Below are 17027 nucleotides of genomic sequence, written 5' to 3' on the forward strand. Positions count from 1 at the left end.
CGGTCAAGCGCGCTGGCGGTGGCTTTCGTAGAGGCAGATGGCGGCGGCGGCGGCCACGTTCAGCGACTCCTCGCCGCCCGGCTGCGGGATGCCGACGGTCAGCGCGCAGCGCGCCATCAGCGCGGGCGACACGCCCTGCCCTTCGTGGCCCAGCACCCAGGCGCACGGCGACGGCAGCGCGACGCGGTGCAGCAGCTGCCCGGTGTGCGGGCTGGTGGCGACCAGCGGCACGGCGAGCGCGGCGAGGTCGTCGGCCGCCAGGCCTTCGACCAGGCGCAGCCCGAAGTGCGCGCCCTGCCCCGCGCGCAGCACCTTGGGCGACCACAGCGCCGCCGTGCCCTTCAGCGCCAGCACCTGCCGCACGCCGAAGGCCGCCGCGCTGCGCAGGATGGCGCCGACGTTGCCGGCATCCTGCAGGCGGTCGAGCACCACGGTGGCCACGCCGGGGTCGATGGCCGGCGCCGCGGCGGCCGGCGCCGGCAGCGCCAGTTCGGCGCCGATCTGCGCGGGCGACTCCAGCCCGCTCAGCGCCTTGAACAGCGCCGCCGGCACGACCAGCGCGCGCGGCGCGGCCTCGGCCAGCGCCGCCAGCGCGGCGTCCCGCAGCGCGGCGTCGGTCAGCACGACCAGCGCCGGCCGCCAGCCGCGCTGCAGCGCGGCGCGCAGCAGGTGGTCGCCCTCGATCCAGACGCTGCCGGCCTTGCGGTAGCCGCCGGCATCGGCCGCGATCTTGCGCAGCCGGACCAGCGCCGGGTTGTCGCGCGAGCTGATGTGCAGCAGCTGCGCGCTCACCGCAGACACTCCCGCACGGGCGCGAAGCTGCGCCGGTGCCAGGGGCTGGCGCCATGCTGCTTCAGCGCGGCCAGGTGCGCGGGCGTGCCGTAGCCCTTGTGCGTGGCGAAGCCGTACTGCGGGTGGCTGCGGTGCATCTGCTCGCAGAACAGGTCGCGCGCCACCTTGGCGAGGATGCTGGCCGCCGAGATGGCCGGCACGCTGGCGTCGCCCTTCACGATGGCCTCGGCCGCCATCGGCAGCACCGGCAGCCGGTTGCCGTCCACGCGCACCAGCGCGGGCTTCAGGCGCAGGCCGTGGACCGCCCGCTGCATCGCCAGCATCGTGGCCTGCAGGATGTTGAGGCGGTCGATCTCCTCGGTGCTCGCCTGCGCGATGCAGCAGCACAGCGCCTTGGCGCGGATCTCGTCGAACAGCCGGGCACGCTTCGCGGCGGTCAGCGCCTTGGAGTCGGCCAGGCCGGTGATGGGCTGCAGCTCGTCGAGGATGACGGCGGCGGCGAACACCGGCCCGGCCAGCGGCCCGCGGCCGGCCTCGTCCACGCCGGCCACCAGGCCGGTGGCCGGCGCCCAGTCCAGGGCCGACTGCTCAGGCGGGAAGGAGCTGGGCGATCGCATCGCTGGCGCGCCGCGCGGTGTCCTGGCGCAGCAGTTCGTGGAGGTGGACGAAGCGCTGGTGCAGCGCCGCGCGGCGCGGCGCGTCGGCCAGCAGCGCCTCGGCCTCGCCGGCCAGGCGCTCGGGGGTGCAGTCGTGCTGCAGCAGCTCCGGCACGAGGAAGTCGCGCGCCAGGATGTTGGGCAGGCCCACCCAGGGCAGCAGGCCCTTGCCCTTCATGCGCCACCAGTTCAACGCGTTCATGCGGTAGGCGATCACCATCGGGCGCTTGAACAGCGCCGCCTCCAGCGTGGCCGTGCCGCTGGCCACCAGCGCCAGGTCGCAGGCCGCCAGCGCCGCGTGGGACTGGCCGTCGACGAGCTGGACGGCGGCGCCGCCCGCGTCCGCGAGCAGCGGCTCGACGAGCCCGCGCAGGCCCGGCACGACCGGCATCACGAAGCGCCGGCCGGGCCGTGCCAGCCGCTTCGCCGCGCCGAGCAGCGCCGGCGCGATGTGGCGGATCTCGCTGCGCCGGCTGCCGGGCAGCAGCGCGATGACGGTGTCGGCCTCCGGCAGCGCCAGGGCCTCGCGGGCCGCCGGGCGCGGCGGCTCCATCGGGATCGCGTCGGCCAGCGGATGGCCCACGTAGGTGGCGCCGATGCCGGCCCGCTGCAGGATCTCGGGCTCGAACGGGAACAGGCACAGCACATGGTCGGCCGCGCGCCTCAGGGTCTCGATGCGCTCCGGCCGCCAGGCCCAGAGGGACGGGCAGACGAAGTGGACCGTCCTGATGCCGGCCTCGCGCAGCCGCGTCTCCAGGCCGAAGTTGAAATCGGGCGCATCGACGCCGATGAACAGGTCGGGCCTGTCGGCGATCAGGCGGTTGCCGAGCTGCCTGCGGATCGCCAGCAGCTCGCGCAGGTTCAGCAGCGCATCGACGTAGCCGAAGAGGGACAGCTTGCTGTGCGGCCACCAGGTCTCGAAGCCCTGGGCCAGCATCTTCGGGCCGCCGATGCCCTCGGACCGCAGCCCGGGCCAGCGCGCGCGCAGGCCCTGCAGCAGCAGGCCGGCCAGCAGGTCGCCGCTGGCCTCGCCGGCCACCATGCCGAGGCGGGGCGGGATCACCCTAAATCCGGCAGTTGACCGCTTGCCATTCATCGAAGGTCCTGATGGTTCAACACCTCGTCGCCCATGCGGAGATCGGCACTTCGATGAGCAGCGCTGCACGCCCGCTGGTCTGGCGCTGCGGGCCGCTGGCGGCGTTGCTTCTCCTCGCGGGCATGAGCCCGCAGCGTCGTCGCGCCTTGCCAGCGGCCCGCCTCGCCAGCCCCTCGGGCATGCCCAACTGCCGGATTTAGGGTCACGTCACACCTCCGCCGAACGCGCGGACCGGGCGCCGGGCCGCTCCCAAGCCGGCCCGCACCGGCGAGGTGCTGCTTGGACGAGGGGCTTCACTGCCTGACGATGCCGCGCGTGGAGGCGGCGAGGAAGGCGAGCATGGTGTCGATGTCGCCGTCGGCCGCGCCGCCTTCCGTGCCGCGCAGCGCCTCGATGGCCGCGCAGGCCTCGTCCAGCGTGTGGCCGCTGCGGTAGAGCAGCTTGTAGACCTGGCGGATCACGCCGATGCGTTCGGCGCTGAAGTCGCGCCGCTTCAGGCCGACGACGTTGACGGCGCGCGCCGCCAGCGGGTTGCCGTCCACGGTCATGAACGGCGGCACGTCATGCGCCACGTGGGCCTGGAAGCCGATCATCGCGTGGCTGCCGATGCGCATGCGCTGCAGGATGCCGCTCAGGCCGCCGATGGTGACCCAGTCGCCCACCGTCACGTGGCCGGCGAAGGTCACGCCGTTGGCCAGCGTGTTCTGGTTGCCCAGCACCGAGTCATGCGCGATGTGGCAGTAGGCCATGATCCAGTTGTCATCGCCCACCGCCGTCTCGCCGCGGTCCTGCACGGTGCCGACGTTGAGCGTGCAGAACTCGCGGATGGTGTTGCGGTCGCCGATCACCAGCGTCGTCGGCTCGCCGGCGTACTTCTTGTCCTGGTTGGCGGCGCCGATCGAGCTGAACTGGAAGAAGCGGTTGTCGCGGCCGATGGTGGTGTGGCCCTCGATGACGACGTGCGGCCCGACGACGGTGCCGGCGCCGATCCTCACGTGCGGGCCGATCAGCGTGTAGGCGCCGACCTCGACGCTGCTGTCCAGCTCGGCGGCAGGGTCAATCAATGCTGTCGGATGAATCAAAGCCATGCCGGCTCCAGAGACGCACGCGCAAAGCGCGTGTTCGACCCCTCCAGCGGCACCCGTGGAGCTGGCTTTGCCAGGCCACTGGGTGCGCCCCCTTGAGGGGGCCGGCGAAGCCGGTAGGGGGTGGGCTCAATCATTGATGCGGCGCATGGTGCACATCAGCTCGGCCTCAGCCGCGAGCTGCTCGCCCACCAGCGCCCGGGCCGAGAACTTGTAGATGCCGGCCTTGGCGCGGCCCAGCGTCACCTCCAGCACGAGCTGGTCGCCCGGCTCGACGGGGCGCTTGAAGCGGGCGCCGTCGATGCCGGCGAAATAGACCACCGCCTTGTCGTCCAGCACGATGCCCATGGTCTCGATGGCCAGCAGCGTCGCGGCCTGGGCCAGCGCCTCCAGCACCAGCACGCCGGGCATCACCGGGCGGTGCGGGAAGTGGCCGAGGAAGAAGGGCTCGTTGATGGAGACGTTCTTGATCGCGCGGATGCGCTCGCCCTTGACCAGCTCCGCCACCCGGTCCACCAGCAGGATGGGGTAGCGGTGCGGCAGGCGCTTCAGGATGTCGTGGATGTCCATCGTCGTCGGGGTCGTCGTCTCAGTCATTTCTTTTCCAGCGCGCGCACACGCTCTCTCAGGCCATGGAGCTGGCGCAGCGTGGCCGCGTTCTTCTGCCAGCTCGAATTCTCTTCGAAGGGATGCGGGCCGCTGTACACGCCCGGCGCGGCGATGCTGCGCGTGACGGTGGTGGCCGCCGAGATGTGCACGCCGTCCGCCAGCGTCAGGTGGCCGATGATGTTGGCCGCGCCGCCGATGGTGCAGTTCGCGCCGATGCGCGTGGAGCCCGCGACCGCCGCGCAGCCGGCCATCGCGGTGTTCCTGCCGACGCGCACGTTGTGGGCGATCTGGATCAGGTTGTCGAGCTTCACGCCGTCCTCGATGACGGTGTCGCCGAGCGCGCCGCGGTCGATGCAGGTGTTGGCGCCGATCTCGACGTCGTCGCCGATGCGCACGTTGCCCAGCTGTTCGATCTTCACGTAGCCGCTCGGGCTCGGCGCGAAGCCGAAGCCGTCCGCGCCGATGACGACGCCGCTGTGGACCAGGCCGCGCGCGCCGATGCGGCAGCCGTGGCCCAGCACCACGCGGGGCGCCAGCCGCGTGCCCTCGCCGACGGCGGCGCCGCGCTCGATGACGCAGTGCGCGCCGATGCGGGCATCGCGGCCGATCACGGCGCCGGCCTCGACGACGGCCAGCGGGCCGACCTCCACGCCCTCGCCCAGCCGCGCATCCGGCGACACGATGGCGCTGGCATGCACGCCGGCCTGCGCCGCCGGCCGCGTGCGCGCCGCCCACCACTGCGTGAGCCGGGCGAAGTACAGATAGGGGTCGGGCGTGACGATGACCGCGCCGCCCGCGTCGCCACGCCGGGCCGCCGCCTCGGCCAGCGCCGGCGCGACGATGACGCAGCCCGCCCGCGTCGTGCCCAGTTGGGCCTGGTAGCGTGGATTGGCCAGGAAGCTGATGCCGTCGGCCTCGGCCTCGTCCAGCGGCGCGATGCGCGCGATGCGCACCTCGGACCCACCAAGCAAATCGCCGCCCAAGGCGGCGATCAGCTCGGCGAGCGCGACGGGGGGCGTCGGGCTCATCGTGAGCGTCCGGCTTACTTCTGCGCGTTCAGCGCGTCGATCACCTTCTTGGTGATGTCCACGCGGGCGCTGAAGTGGATCGCGTCCTGCAGGATCAGGTCGTACTTCTCGGCGTCGAAGATCTGCTTGATGACGCGGTTGGCCTTCTCGACCACCACGGACAGCTCCTCGTTCTTGCGCTGCGTCAGGTCTTCCTGCCATTCGCGGCGCTTGCGCTGCAGGTCGCGCTCCTGCTCCACGACGTCGCGCTGGCGGCGGCTGCGCTCGGACTCGGACAGCGTCGGCGCGTCCTTCTCGAGCTTCTCGGCGGCGCCGCGCAGCCGGCTTTCCAGGTCACGCAGGTCCTTCTCGCGCTTGCCGAACTCCGCTTCCAGCTTGATCTGCGCCGTCTTGGCCAGGTTGGCCTCGCGCAGCACGCGCTCGCTGTTGACGTAGCCGATCTTGAGTTCCTGGGCTTGCACGGCCGGGGCGGCCACCGTCATTGCGGCGGCCAGGGCCACCGATTGCAAGAGCTTGCTCATCATCAGAATGCAGTCCCGATCTGGAATTGGAATTTCTCGATTCTATCCGTGCGTTCCTTGCGGATGGGCTGGCCATAGCTCAGGCGCAGCGGCCCCATCGGCGAGATCCACGACAGGCCGATGCCGGCCGACGCGCGCACGCTGTCGAACTTCAGCTTCTCGTGCGAGCCCCAGACGTTGCCCGCGTCGCCGAACAGGAAGATGCGGAAGCTCTTGTCGTTGCCGCTGCCGGGCACCGGCAGGTAGAGCTCGGCGTTCAGGTTGAAGCGGCGGTTGCCGCCGCTGTAGGAGCCGGTGTTGTCCACCGGGCCCAGCGAGCCGGCCTCGAACACGCGCACCGAGCCCAGGCCGCCGCCGTAGAAGTTCTTGAAGATCGGATAGGGCCGGTTGCCCAGGCCCGCGCCCCAGCCCAGCTCGCTGTTGACGCCCAGCGTGATCTTGTTCGTGATCTCGAAGTACTGCTGGTACTGCAGGTTCAGCCGCGCGAACTGCGCGTCGCCCAGCGGGCTCAGCTCGACGTTGACGCGCTGGTACTTGCCCCGCGACGGCGTGATGACGCTGTCGCGGCTGTCGCGCTGCCAGCCGATGGTCAGCGGCACGGCGTTGCTGCGCTGGCCGAACTGGTTGACGAACAGCAGGTAGCTGTTCGGCAGGCCCTTGGAGGTGGTGATGTCGGTCTCTTCGTAGCCGACGCCGAAGAACACGGTGTCGACCTCGGAGAAGGGCACGCCGAAGCGGATCGCGCCGCCCTTGGTGACGTACTCGTACTCCTCGCCCAGCGTGTTGATGGGCTTGGTGGTGCGGTAGAACACGTCGATGGCGCGCGACACGCCGTCCACCGTGAAGTACGGGTCCACCGTGCTGATCTGCAGCTGGCGGCCGGTGCGCGCGGTGGCGATGTCGATGCCCAGGTAGTTGCCCGAGCCGAACACGTTGTCCTGGCGGATGGAGCCGCTGAACGACAGCCGCTGCTGGCTGGAATAGCCCGCGCCGACGGTGATCGCGCCGGTGGGGCGCTCGGCGACGGTCAGCAGCACGTCGACCTGGTCCTGCGCGCCCGGCACCTCCTGGGTGTCGATGCTGACTTCCTTGTCCTTGAAGTAGCCCAGGCGCTCGACGCGGTCGCGCGAGGCCTTGATCTTCTGGCCGTCGTACCAGGCGGCCTCGAACTGGCGGAACTCGCGGCGGATGACCTCGTCGCGCGTGCGCGAGTTGCCCGAGATGATGACCTTGCGCACGTAGACGCGGCGCTGCGGCTCGCCGATCAGCGTGACGACCACCTGGCCGGTCTCGCGGTTGATGTCCGGGCGGCTGTCGACGCGGGCGAAGGCGTAGCCGTAGGTGCCGTACAGGTCGCTGAACGCGCGCGTCGTCGCGGCCACGGCCTCGCCGTTGTAGGCCTGGCCGGGCTTCATGAACACGAGGTGCTTGAAGTCGTCCTCGCGGCCCAGGAAGTCGCCTTCGAGCTTGATGCCGGTGACGGTGTAGGGCTGGCCCTCGCTGACCGTGATGGCGATGCTGATGCTCTGCTTGTCCGGCGAGATCGTCACCTGCGTGGACGTGACCGCGAACTCCAGGTAGCCACGGTTCAGGTAGTGGCTGCGGATGGTTTCGAGGTCGGCGTTGAGCTTGGCGCGCGAGTAGCGGTCGGTCTTGGTGTACCAGGTCAGCCAGCCGCTCGTCGTCTGCTCCAGCAGGCCCAGCAGCGTGCTTTCCGAGAACACCTTGGAGCCCAGGATGCGGATCTCGGCGATCTTGGCCGGCTCGCCCTCGGTCACGTTGAAGCTGACGTTGACGCGGTTGCGCTCGATCGGGGTGATGGTGGTCGTGACCTCGGCGCCGTACAGGCTGCGCGTCAGGTACTGGCGCTTGAGCTCCTGCTCGGCGCGGTCGGCCAGCGCCTTGTCGAAGGGCTTGCCCTCGCCGATGCCCACGTCCTTCAGCGACTTGGTCAGCGCCTCGGTGTCGAACTCCTTGAGGCCGACGAAGTTGACGTTGGCGATGATGGGGCGCTCGTCGATGATGACGACGGCGGCATCGCCCTCGATGCTGATGCGCACGTCCTTGAACAGCCCGGTGGCGAACAGCGCGCGCAGCGCCGCGGCGCCCTTCTCGTCGTTGTAGGTGTCGCCGATGCGGAAGGGCAGCGACGCGAACACGGTGCCCGGGTCGGTGCGCTGCAGGCCTTCGACGCGGATGTCCTTCAGCACGAAGGGATCGACGGCCCAGGCCAGCCCCGACTGGAAGATCCCCGCGAGAGCCAAAGCCAGGAATGAGGGGCGCAGCGATGCTCCCGAGCGGAAAGGAAAGGACATGGGACCGGGGAGTTTCAGTGCCAGCCCGCCAGGCGGGCGACGTCGTTGGAAAGGGCCAAGGCCATCATCAGCAGCAGGATCAGCGCACCGATGCGCTGCATGAATTGCTGCCACCGTTCGGGGACGGGGCGGCCGCTCAGACCCTCGAAAAGATGATACATGAGGTGCCCGCCGTCGAGCATCGGCAGCGGGAGCAGGTTCAGCACGGCCAGGCTCAGCGAGATCTTGGCGAGGAAGTCGAGGTAGGGCGTGAGCCCGGCCTGCGCGGACTGGCCGGCGTAGTCGGCGATGGTCAGCGGGCCGCTGAGGTTGCGGGGCCAGGCCTCGCCGGTCAGGATGCGGCCGATCAGGCGCAGCGTGGTGGCCGCCATGTCCCAGCTCTGCTGCACGCCGCGCCACAGCCCGCCGGCGAGGCCGTGGCTGACGAACACGCGCTCCGGCGGCCCGCCCACGCCGATCTCCAGGCGGGCGATGCGCTGGCCGCCTTCCTCGATGACGCGCGGCGTGGCCTGCAGCTCGACGACGTGGCCCGCACGCTCCACTTGCCACGCCATCGCGCGCGGCTGCTCGCCGTCGTGCGCGCGGCGGATGGCGTCGCGCAGGAAGCCGGCATCGGGCACGGCCTGGCCGTCGATGGTCAGCACCCGGTCGCCCGCCTGCAGGCCGGCGGCCGCGCCCGGGCCGGCCGCGGCGACCTGGCGGATCAGCGGCTCGGCCAGCGGCGACAGGCCGATGTCCAGGAACAGCCGCGCGTCCGGCGCGCGCCCGGCCAGGCGCTCGGTCTCCAGCCGCAGGCTGCGCGTGCCATGGCCCGGCGCGCCCACCGACAGGTGCAGCGGCTCGCCCAGCGCCTGCGCGCGCGCCACGGCGGCCTGCAGATCCGCCAGCGATTCGACGGCGTCCCACTGCTGGCCGTCGGCCGACACGGCCTGCACCCAGTCGCCCGCGCGCACGCCGGCCTGGTCGGCGAGCGAGCCGGCCGGCGGCGTGCCGAGCACGGCCTTGGGCAGCTCGCTGCCCAGCCAGGCGACCGCGGCGAACAGCAGCACGGCCAGCACCCAGTTCGCGGCCGGGCCGGCGGCGACGATGGCCGCGCGCTGGCGCAGCGGCCGCTGGTTGAAGGCCTGCCCGCGCTCGCCGGGCGCCACCGGGCCGTCGCGCTCGTCCAGCATGCGCACATAGCCGCCCAGCGGCAGCGCGCTGAGCGTGAACTCGGTACCGTCGCGCCCGATGCGGCGCCAGACGACGCGGCCGAATCCGATCGAGAAGCGCAGCACCTTGACGCCGCAGGCCTTGGCCACGCGGTAGTGGCCCCATTCGTGGACGGCGATCAGCAGCGCCAGCGCGGCGAGGAAGGCGATGACGGTGGTCATGCCAGCCGCTCCGCGTGGGCGCGCGTGCGGGCGTCCAGCGCCAGCAGCGCCTCGATGCTGCCGCAATCGCCCGGCACGATGTCGGCCAGGCACTGCGCGTTGACGGCGTGGATGCGGTCGAAGCGCAGCCGGCCGTTCAGGAAGGCATCGACGGCCACCTCGTTGGCCGCGTTCAGCACCGTGGTCGTGCCCTCGGGCCCGCGCAGCGCCTGCCAGGACAGGTGCAGGCCGGGGAAGCGCAGCGCGTCGGCCGCCTCGAAGGTCAGGCCCGGCGTGGTCAGCAGGTCCAGCCGGCTGGCGCCCGACGTGATGCGCTCGGGGAAGGACAGGCCGTAGGCGATGGGCACGCGCATGTCGGGCGTGCCGAGCTGCGCCAGCACCGACTGGTCGCGGCAGACCACCATGGAGTGGATGATGCTCTGCGGGTGGATCAGCACGCGGATCTGCTCCGGCGCGAGGTTGAACAGCCAGCGCGCCTCGATGACCTCCAGCGCCTTGTTCATCATCGTCGCCGAATCGACCGAGATCTTGCGGCCCATGACCCAGTTCGGGTGGGCGCAGGCCTGCTCGGGCGTCACGTCGGCGAGCGTCGCCGGATCGCGCTGCCGGAACGGGCCGCCCGAGGCGGTCAGCACGATGTGGTCGATGCGCTCATGCCAGGTCGCGCGGTCTTCCGGCAGGCACTGGAAGATGGCCGAGTGCTCGCTGTCGATGGGCAGCAGCGTCGCGCCGCCGGCCTGCACCGCCTGCATGAACAGCGCGCCGCCGACGACGATGGCCTCCTTGTTCGCCAGCAGCAACCGCTTGCCGGCGCGGGCCGCGGCGATGGCGGGCGCCAGGCCGGCGGCGCCGACGATGGCGGCCATGACCGTGTCCACCTCCGGATGCGCGGCGATCTCGGCCAGCGCGGCGGCGCCGTCCAGCACCTCGGTGCGGCTGCCGGCCTCGCGCAGGCGCTCGCGCAGCCGCGCCGCGGCCTCGCGCTGCGGCATCACCGCGAAGCGCGGCTGCCAGCGCAGGCACTGGGCCAGCAGTTCGTCCACGCGGCTCATCGCGCTGAGCGCGACGACTTCATAGCGTTCGGGATGGCGCGACAGCACGTCCAGCGTGTTGACGCCGATGGAGCCGGTGGCGCCGAGGACGCAGAGGCGTTGGCGGGTCATAGGGTGATCAAGGCCAGGGCCAGCGGGAACACCGGCAGCAGCGCGTCGATGCGGTCCAGCACGCCGCCGTGGCCGGGCAGCAGGCCGCTGCTGTCCTTGGCGCCGGCCGCGCGCTTGACCAGGGATTCGAACAGGTCGCCGACGACGCTCATCGCCGCGAGGAAGACCAGCGCCAGCAGCGCGACCCAGCCATGCCGCTGCACCAGCAGCGTGTAGAGGCTGGGCGAATCGACGGCGACCCGCACGTCGATGACGTGGACCCACAGCGCCGCCAGCAGGACGACGCCGGCCAGGCCGCTCCAGACGCCCTCCCAGCTCTTGCCCGGGCTGATCGCCGGCGCCAGCTTGCGCCGGCCGAACGCACGGCCGCCGAAGTAGGCGGCGATGTCGGCCGCCCAGACCAGGCAGAACACCGACAGGATGAAGTTGATGCCCAGCACCTTGGCCTGCGTGATGGCCAGCCAGGCGCCCCACAGCAGCAGCGCCCCCAGCGCCAGGCGGCCGCCGCGCGCGATCTGCGGCCAGCCGGCCGGCCCGGCGCGCAGCGCGTAGGCGCCCCCCAGCACCCAGGTGCCGGTGGCCAGCCACCAGAGCCAGGGCGGCGGCGCATGCAGCCCGCCGAGCAGCAGCGTCCAGACGCAGGCCAGCGCCAGCGCCACGCCGGCCGCGATGGCGCCGGTGCCGGGCAGGCCGTTGAGCCGCGCCCATTCCCAGCCGGCCGCGCCCATCAGCAGCACGGTCACCCAGGCGAAGGGCCAGGGCGAGGCCTGGAACAGCACCGGCAGCAGGACGGCCAGCAGCACGAGGGCGGTGATGACGCGCGTTCTCAGCAAGGGGTTCGCTCCTCGGGCGATGGGCTCATTTCACGCCGCCGAAGCGGCGGTCGCGCTCGTGGAAGGACGCGATCGCGGCGTCCAGCTCGCGCTCGCCGAACTCGGGCCAGAGGCAGTCCGAGAACACGAACTCGGTGTAGGCCGCCTGCCAGAGCAGGAAGTTGCTGATGCGCACCTCGCCGCCGGTGCGGATGAAGAGGTCCGGGTCCGGCGCATGGCTCATCGCCATGAACCCGGACAACCTGGCCTCGGTCAGTTCCTCGGGCTTCACGCCGGCCGCGATGGCCTTCCTGCAGGCCTGCACGATGTCCCAGCGGCCGCCGTAGTTGAAGGCGACGTTGAGCGTCAGCCGGGTGTTGTGGGCCGTGGCCGCCTCGGCCTCGTTCCAGGCGTTGCGCAGCTTGTCGGACACCGCGTCGCGGTCGCCGACGATGCGGATGCGCACGCCCATCGCGCCCATCTTGGCCAGGTAGCGGCTCACGGCCGCGAGCACCAGGCCCATCAGGCCGGACACCTCGTCGCTCGGGCGCTTCCAGTTCTCGCTGGAGAAGGCGAAGACGGTCAGGTGCTCGATGCCGCGGTCGATGCAGGCTTGCACGATCTTGACCAGGCTGTCCACGCCCGCCTTGTGGCCGAAGAAGCGCGGCAGGAAGCGCTTCTTGGCCCAGCGGCCGTTGCCATCCATGACGATGGCGACGTGGCGCGGCGGCGCCGGGCGGTCGGGCGTCGTCACGTCGGGCCGCGCGCTCAAACCGCCATGATCTCGGCTTCCTTGGCCGAGATCAGCTTGTCGATCTCGCTAATCACCCGGTCGGTGAGCTTCTGCACTTCGTCGAGGCTGCGGCGCTCGTCGTCCTCGCCAATTTCCTTGTCCTTCAGCAGCTTCTTGGCCTGCTCGTTGGCGTCGCGGCGCAGATTGCGCACGGCCACCTTGGCGTCCTCGCCGGCATTGCGCACGACCTTGGTCAGGTCGCGGCGGCGCTCCTCGGTCAGCGGCGGCATCGGCACGCGGATCAGGTCGCCCTGGCTGGCCGGGTTCAGGCCCAGGTCGCTCTCGCGGATGGCCTTCTCGATCTTGGCGCCCATGCCCTTTTCCCAGGGCTGGACGGAGATCGTGCGCGCATCCAGCAGCGTCAGGTTGGCCACCTGGCTGAGCGGCACCATGGAGCCGTAGTAATCGACGCTGACCTGGTCCAGGATGCCCGGGTGGGCGCGGCCGGTGCGGATCTTCTGCAGTTCACCCTTCAGCGCCTCGACGGACTTGGCCATCTTGGCTTCGGCGTTCTTCTTGATGTCGGCGATGCTCATGATCGATACCTGTGAAATTGCGGGACGGGCCGCCCGGGCGGTCGGCGCGGCGGCTCAGACGTGGACCAGCGTGCCCTCGTCCTCGCCCTGCACGACGCGCTTGAGCGCGCCAGGCTTGAAGATGCTGAAGACCTTGATCGGCAGCTTCTGGTCGCGGCACAGCGCGAAGGCGGCGCCGTCCATCACCTGCAGGTTGCGGGCGATGGCCTCGTCGAAGCCGATGCGCGAATAGCGCGTCGCGGACGGGTCCTTCTTCGGGTCGGCGGTGTAGACGCCGTCCACCTTGGTGGCCTTCAGCACGATCTCCGCGCCGATCTCGGCGCCGCGCAGCGCGGCGGCGGTGTCGGTCGTGAAGAAGGGGTTGCCGGTGCCGGCGGCGAAGACGACGACCTTGCCCTCTTCGAGGTACTGCAGCGCCTTGGGCCGCACATAGGGCTCGACGACCTGCTCGATGGCGATGGCCGACATCACGCGGGCGGTCATGCCTTCCTGGCGCATCGTGTCGGCCAGCGCCAGCGAGTTCATCACGGTGGCGAGCATGCCCATGTAGTCGGCCGTCGCGCGGTCCATGCCGACCGAGCCGCCGGCCACGCCGCGGAAGATGTTGCCGCCGCCGATGACCACCGCCACCTCGACGCCCATCTCGGTGACCTCGCGCACCTCCTGCACCATGCGCACGATGGTCGCGCGGTTGATGCCGTAGGCGTCGTCGCCCATCAGGGCTTCACCGGAGAGTTTGAGCAGGATGCGCTTGTACGCGGGCATGTTGTCCTCGGAAATCGGGGGGTGGGTCTGGGGGGAGGCCGGAAGTTTAAAGGGCGCCAACTTGGCGCCCTTTCATTCAGCAGGGGTCTTTACTGACCCTTGGCGGCGGCCACCTGGGCGGCCACTTCGGCGGCGAAGTCGTCCACCTTCTTCTCGATGCCTTCGCCGACGACGTACAGCGTGAAGCCCTTGACCGTCGTGTTGACCGACTTCAGGTGCGCGCCCACGGTCTGCTTGCCGTCGGCGGCCTTCACGAAGACCTGGTCCAGCAGCGCGACTTCCTTCAGGAACTTCTGCACCGAGCCCTCGACCATCTTGGCGACGATGTCGGCCGGCTTGCCGGACTCGGCGGCCTTCTCGGTGGCGATCTTGCGTTCCTTCTCGACCAGCTCGGCCGACACGTCGGCGCCCGACAGCGCGGCCGGCTTCATCGCGGCGATGTGCATCGCCACGTCCTTGGCGGCCACGTCATCGCCCTCGAACTCGACGACCACGCCGATGCGGGTGCCGTGCAGGTAGGTCGCCAGCTTGGAGCCGGTGTAGCGCTGGAAGCGGCGGATCGTCATGTTCTCGCCGATCTTGCCGATCAGGCCCTTGCGCACGTCTTCCACGGTCGGGCCGAAGCCTTCCTGCGACAGCGGCAGCGCCGACAGCGCCTCGACGTTCGCCGGCGCGTGCTCGGCCACCAGGCCGGCCAGCGCGGACACGAAGGCCAGGAAGGCGTCGTTCTTGGAGACGAAGTCCGTCTCGCAGTTGACCTCGACCATCGCGCCGTTGCCGTTGACCACGGCGGCGGCGACCACGCCCTCGGCGGTGATGCGCGACGCAGCCTTGCCGGCCTTGTTGCCCAGCTTGACGCGCAGGATCTCCTCGGCGCGGCCCATGTCGCCGTCGGCCTCGGTCAGCGCCTTCTTGCACTCCATCATCGGGGCGTCGGTGCGGGCGCGCAGCTCGCCGACCATGCTTGCAGTGATTGCAGCCATTTCAGTTCTCCAGGATCGGTTCGGAAAAAGGGGCCGTGAGGCCCCTTTCGAATGCAGGGTGGAAGGGGCTCAGGCCTCTTCGGAAACCTCGACGAACTCGTCGCCGGCCGGGGCCACCGCGGCCAGCACGTCGTTCGTGGCATTGGCCTTGCCTTCCAGCACCGCGTCGGCGACGGCGCGGGCGTACAGCGCCACGGCCTTGGCCGAGTCGTCGTTGCCGGGGATGACGTAGTCGATGCCGTCGGGCGAGTGGTTCGTGTCCACGACGCCGATGACGGGGATGCCCAGCTTCTTGGCCTCGGCGACGGCGATCTTGTGGTAGCCGACGTCGATCACGAAGATCGCGTCAGGCAGCGCGGTCATGTCCTGGATGCCGCCGATGTTCTTCTCCAGCTTGGCGATGTCGCGCTGGAACAGCAGGGCTTCCTTCTTGATCGCGGGCTGCGTGCCGGCCTCGACCTGGGCCTGCATGTCCTTCAGGTTCTTCAGCGAGGTCTTGACCGTCTTGAAGTTGGTCATCATGCCGCCCAGCCAGCGCGAATCGACGTAGGGCATGCCGGCGCGCTGCGCCTCGGCGGCGACGAACTCGCGGGCCTGGCGCTTGGTGCCGATCATCAGGATCGTGCCGCGCTTGGCCGCCAGCGAGCGGACGAACTTCATCGCATCGTTGAACGCGGGCAGCGTCTTCTCGAGGTTGATGATGTGGATCTTGTTGCGATGGCCGTAGATATACGGGGCCATCTTGGGATTCCAGAAGCGGGTTTGGTGGCCGAAATGGACGCCGGCTTCCAGCATCTCGCGCATCGTGACAGACATGGGTCTTGCTCCGAAGGTTGGGTCTAAAATCCGGCCCGAATTGCGTCGCAGCATCTGGAAACCCTTGTTTCTGAACGGATTCCCAGCGCCGCAAACCACAACACCTTTGCGTGGCCGGTTTGCGATTCGTTGCGACGGGCGGGCACCAGCCTCCTGGTGACGCCACCCCTCACAACCGTCCTGCCGAACGAAAGCAGCTCAAAAAGCTGCCCCCTCCGGCAAAACCCGCAGAGTATACACGGCCCATGACCCCCTCCCGCCGACGCCGCCCCGCCGCGGTCGCCAGCCCGCTTGCGGCGCCCGCCTCGGCGCCCCGCGCCACGACCGCCTCCGCGGCTGCCCGCCGGGTGCCGCGGTGAGCCGCAGCGTCGCGGTGGTGGGCGCCGGCCTGGCCGGCGTGGCCACGGCCTACGAGCTGGCCGCGCTGGGGCTGCGGGTCCAGGTCTTCGAGCGCGGCGGCAGCGTCGCCGAGCAGGCCAGCTTCGCCAGCAGCGCCCTGCTCTCCCCCTTCGTGCCCGGGCTCGCCGAGGCCGGCGCGCCGGCACCGCTGGGCCTGCGCCTGCGCCGCTGGCGCGCCGGCCGCACCGGCGGCGACGCGCCGGCCACGCTCGCCGCGCTGAGCCATCTCAGCCTCGCCCGCACCGCCGCGCTGCGCCGCGAACTCGGCCTGGACGACGAGGCCGCCGAAGGCCTGCTCGTCGCGCTGGCCGACGCCAAACGCGCGGCCGCCGCCGAGGCCGCCCTGCCGGGCTGGCAGGCGCTCGGCCTGCAGGTCGAGCTGATCGAGGCCGGCGAGGCCCGGCGCCGCGAGCCCGGCCTGAACCCCGACGCGCCGCTGTCCGCCGCGCTGGCGCTGGGCCAGGGCGGCGCCGGCAACGCCCGCCTCTTCGCCCAGCAGCTGCGCCTGCAGGCCCAGCGCCTGGGCGCCGAGTTCCGCTTCCACACGACGGTGCGCGCCATCGCCGCCGAGGGCGCCGGCCTCGCGCTGCAGCACGAATACACGCCGCCCGCCGAGGCCCCCACGCGCGGCGTGGAGCGCGACGCGGGCGACACCCTGCCGCAGCCGGCCGGCCCGCAGCAGGAGCGCTTCGACGCCGTCGTGCTGTGCAACGGCCTGGAGGCGGCCGCGCTGGCCGGCCAGCGCCTGCGGCTCGCCGCCCGGCACGAGGCCGCCGTCACGGCGCCGCTGCGCCTGCTGGAGGCCCATCCCGACCTCGGCCCCAAGGGCGGCTGGGTGGACCCCTCGCGCGGCCTCACGGTGGCCCGCAGCGGCCAGCGCGTGCGCGTCACCGGCGGCCTGGCCGTCACCGACGCCCGCGCCAAGGCCACGCCCGACTTCGAGGCCCTGCACCGCGGCCTGCAGCACTGGTTCCCCGGCTCGGTGCTGCACCAGCAGGTGCAGCAGGGCCTCAGCCGCCGCGCCGTGCCGGCCGACGGCCTGCCGCTGCTCGGCGCCGCCGCCCGCCCCGGCCTGTGGCTCAACCTCTCGCCCGGCGGCCAGGGCTGGGGCCTGGCCTGCGGCAGCGCGCAGCTGCTGGCGCAACAGGTCGCCGGCCAGGCGCCGGCCCTCGACATCACGGCCCTCGGCCCGCAGCGGCTGGCCTGAGAACCCGTTCGCGGCCACGCCGCCCGGCGGGATGTTGCGCCGGCGCTCAGGCAGCCGCCAGGCGGCCGCGACCCGCCA

General features: G+C 71.3%; 17 protein-coding genes. 1 reads left to right on the forward strand and 16 read right to left on the reverse strand.

What is annotated here, in order from left to right; all coding sequences use genetic code 11:
- Positions 1-3 precede the first annotated feature (3 nt).
- From QM788_RS18640 to rpsB, 16 genes are all read right to left on the reverse strand, one after another.
- Positions 4-801: a TrmH family RNA methyltransferase gene (locus QM788_RS18640; RefSeq protein WP_415662939.1), complete on the reverse strand. Its 798-nt coding sequence runs from the start codon at positions 799-801 to the stop codon at positions 4-6.
- Positions 789-1409, reverse strand: a complete 621-nt coding sequence (rnhB, locus tag QM788_RS18645; RefSeq protein ID WP_415662940.1) for a ribonuclease HII — start codon at positions 1407-1409, stop codon at positions 789-791. The genes QM788_RS18640 and rnhB overlap by 13 nt, the downstream gene beginning before the upstream one ends.
- On the reverse strand, positions 1381-2490 hold the full coding sequence (lpxB, locus tag QM788_RS18650; protein ID WP_415663011.1) for a lipid-A-disaccharide synthase: 1110 nt from the start codon (positions 2488-2490) through the stop codon (positions 1381-1383). The genes rnhB and lpxB overlap by 29 nt, the downstream gene beginning before the upstream one ends.
- Positions 2491-2837: 347 nt before the next feature.
- Positions 2838-3632, reverse strand: a complete 795-nt coding sequence (gene lpxA, locus QM788_RS18655; protein WP_415662941.1) for an acyl-ACP--UDP-N-acetylglucosamine O-acyltransferase — start codon at positions 3630-3632, stop codon at positions 2838-2840.
- Positions 3633-3758: 126 nt separating this feature from the next.
- Positions 3759-4226 (reverse strand): 3-hydroxyacyl-ACP dehydratase FabZ, encoded by a 468-nt coding sequence (gene fabZ / locus QM788_RS18660; RefSeq protein WP_415662942.1) that lies wholly within the window; start codon positions 4224-4226, stop codon positions 3759-3761.
- Positions 4223-5266 carry a UDP-3-O-(3-hydroxymyristoyl)glucosamine N-acyltransferase gene (lpxD, locus tag QM788_RS18665; protein WP_415662943.1) on the reverse strand — a complete coding sequence of 348 codons (1044 nt, stop codon included), beginning with the start codon at positions 5264-5266 and terminating at the stop codon, positions 4223-4225. Before lpxD ends, fabZ begins: the two co-directional genes overlap by 4 nt.
- Positions 5267-5280: 14 nt before the next feature.
- Positions 5281-5790 carry an OmpH family outer membrane protein gene (locus tag QM788_RS18670; protein ID WP_415662944.1) on the reverse strand — a complete coding sequence of 170 codons (510 nt, stop codon included), beginning with the start codon at positions 5788-5790 and terminating at the stop codon, positions 5281-5283.
- Complete coding sequence (bamA, locus tag QM788_RS18675; RefSeq protein ID WP_415662945.1) at positions 5790-8102, reverse strand: outer membrane protein assembly factor BamA; 2313 nt, start codon at positions 8100-8102, stop codon at positions 5790-5792. Before bamA ends, QM788_RS18670 begins: the two co-directional genes overlap by 1 nt.
- Before the next feature lie 14 nt (positions 8103-8116).
- The gene (gene rseP, locus QM788_RS18680) at positions 8117-9475 is read right to left on the reverse strand and encodes an RIP metalloprotease RseP (protein WP_415662946.1); all 1359 of its coding nucleotides are present in this window, start codon (positions 9473-9475) and stop codon (positions 8117-8119) included.
- Positions 9472-10638, reverse strand: coding sequence for a 1-deoxy-D-xylulose-5-phosphate reductoisomerase (gene ispC, locus QM788_RS18685; protein WP_415662947.1), 1167 nt, complete (start codon positions 10636-10638; stop codon positions 9472-9474). Before ispC ends, rseP begins: the two co-directional genes overlap by 4 nt.
- Entirely contained in the window at positions 10635-11471 is an 837-nt protein-coding gene (locus tag QM788_RS18690) for a phosphatidate cytidylyltransferase (RefSeq protein WP_415662948.1), read from the reverse strand. Before QM788_RS18690 ends, ispC begins: the two co-directional genes overlap by 4 nt.
- Positions 11472-11496: 25 nt before the next feature.
- Positions 11497-12204: a polyprenyl diphosphate synthase gene (gene uppS / locus QM788_RS18695; protein WP_415663012.1), complete on the reverse strand. Its 708-nt coding sequence runs from the start codon at positions 12202-12204 to the stop codon at positions 11497-11499.
- Between the two features lie 14 nt (positions 12205-12218).
- Positions 12219-12779: a ribosome recycling factor gene (frr, locus tag QM788_RS18700; protein ID WP_415662949.1), complete on the reverse strand. Its 561-nt coding sequence runs from the start codon at positions 12777-12779 to the stop codon at positions 12219-12221.
- Between the two features lie 54 nt (positions 12780-12833).
- Positions 12834-13544 carry a UMP kinase gene (gene pyrH / locus QM788_RS18705; RefSeq protein WP_415662950.1) on the reverse strand — a complete coding sequence of 237 codons (711 nt, stop codon included), beginning with the start codon at positions 13542-13544 and terminating at the stop codon, positions 12834-12836.
- Positions 13545-13633: 89 nt separating this feature from the next.
- The gene (gene tsf / locus QM788_RS18710) at positions 13634-14527 is read right to left on the reverse strand and encodes a translation elongation factor Ts (RefSeq protein WP_415662951.1); all 894 of its coding nucleotides are present in this window, start codon (positions 14525-14527) and stop codon (positions 13634-13636) included.
- A gap of 69 nt (positions 14528-14596) precedes the next feature.
- The gene (gene rpsB, locus QM788_RS18715; protein ID WP_415662952.1) at positions 14597-15343 is read right to left on the reverse strand and encodes a 30S ribosomal protein S2; all 747 of its coding nucleotides are present in this window, start codon (positions 15341-15343) and stop codon (positions 14597-14599) included.
- 355 nt (positions 15344-15698) lie between these two features.
- On the opposite strand from rpsB, the gene QM788_RS18720 reads away from it, so the two are divergent.
- Positions 15699-16949, forward strand: a complete 1251-nt coding sequence (locus QM788_RS18720; protein ID WP_415662953.1) for an NAD(P)/FAD-dependent oxidoreductase — start codon at positions 15699-15701, stop codon at positions 16947-16949.
- Positions 16950-17027 lie beyond the last annotated feature (78 nt).

The sequence above is a fragment of the Roseateles sp. genome, from assembly GCF_047654785.1.
Classification (GTDB): Bacteria; Pseudomonadota; Gammaproteobacteria; order Burkholderiales; family Burkholderiaceae_C; genus Pelomonas.

Bases quoted from the DNA above. Each gene is read 5' to 3' on its own strand.
- rnhB (WP_415662940.1), bottom strand. From the start codon at position 1,409: ATGCGATCGCCCAGCTCCTTCCCGCCTGAGCAGTCGGCCCTGGACTGG.
- lpxB (WP_415663011.1), bottom strand. From the start codon at position 2,490: ATGGTGGCCGGCGAGGCCAGCGGCGACCTGCTGGCCGGCCTGCTGCTG.
- lpxA (WP_415662941.1), bottom strand. From the start codon at position 3,632: ATGGCTTTGATTCATCCGACAGCATTGATTGACCCTGCCGCCGAGCTG.
- fabZ (WP_415662942.1), bottom strand. From the start codon at position 4,226: ATGACTGAGACGACGACCCCGACGACGATGGACATCCACGACATCCTG.
- lpxD (WP_415662943.1), bottom strand. From the start codon at position 5,266: ATGAGCCCGACGCCCCCCGTCGCGCTCGCCGAGCTGATCGCCGCCTTG.
- QM788_RS18670 (WP_415662944.1), bottom strand. From the start codon at position 5,790: ATGATGAGCAAGCTCTTGCAATCGGTGGCCCTGGCCGCCGCAATGACG.
- bamA (WP_415662945.1), bottom strand. From the start codon at position 8,102: ATGTCCTTTCCTTTCCGCTCGGGAGCATCGCTGCGCCCCTCATTCCTG.
- rseP (WP_415662946.1), bottom strand. From the start codon at position 9,475: ATGACCACCGTCATCGCCTTCCTCGCCGCGCTGGCGCTGCTGATCGCC.
- ispC (WP_415662947.1), bottom strand. From the start codon at position 10,638: ATGACCCGCCAACGCCTCTGCGTCCTCGGCGCCACCGGCTCCATCGGC.
- frr (WP_415662949.1), bottom strand. From the start codon at position 12,779: ATGAGCATCGCCGACATCAAGAAGAACGCCGAAGCCAAGATGGCCAAG.
- pyrH (WP_415662950.1), bottom strand. From the start codon at position 13,544: ATGCCCGCGTACAAGCGCATCCTGCTCAAACTCTCCGGTGAAGCCCTG.
- tsf (WP_415662951.1), bottom strand. From the start codon at position 14,527: ATGGCTGCAATCACTGCAAGCATGGTCGGCGAGCTGCGCGCCCGCACC.
- rpsB (WP_415662952.1), bottom strand. From the start codon at position 15,343: ATGTCTGTCACGATGCGCGAGATGCTGGAAGCCGGCGTCCATTTCGGC.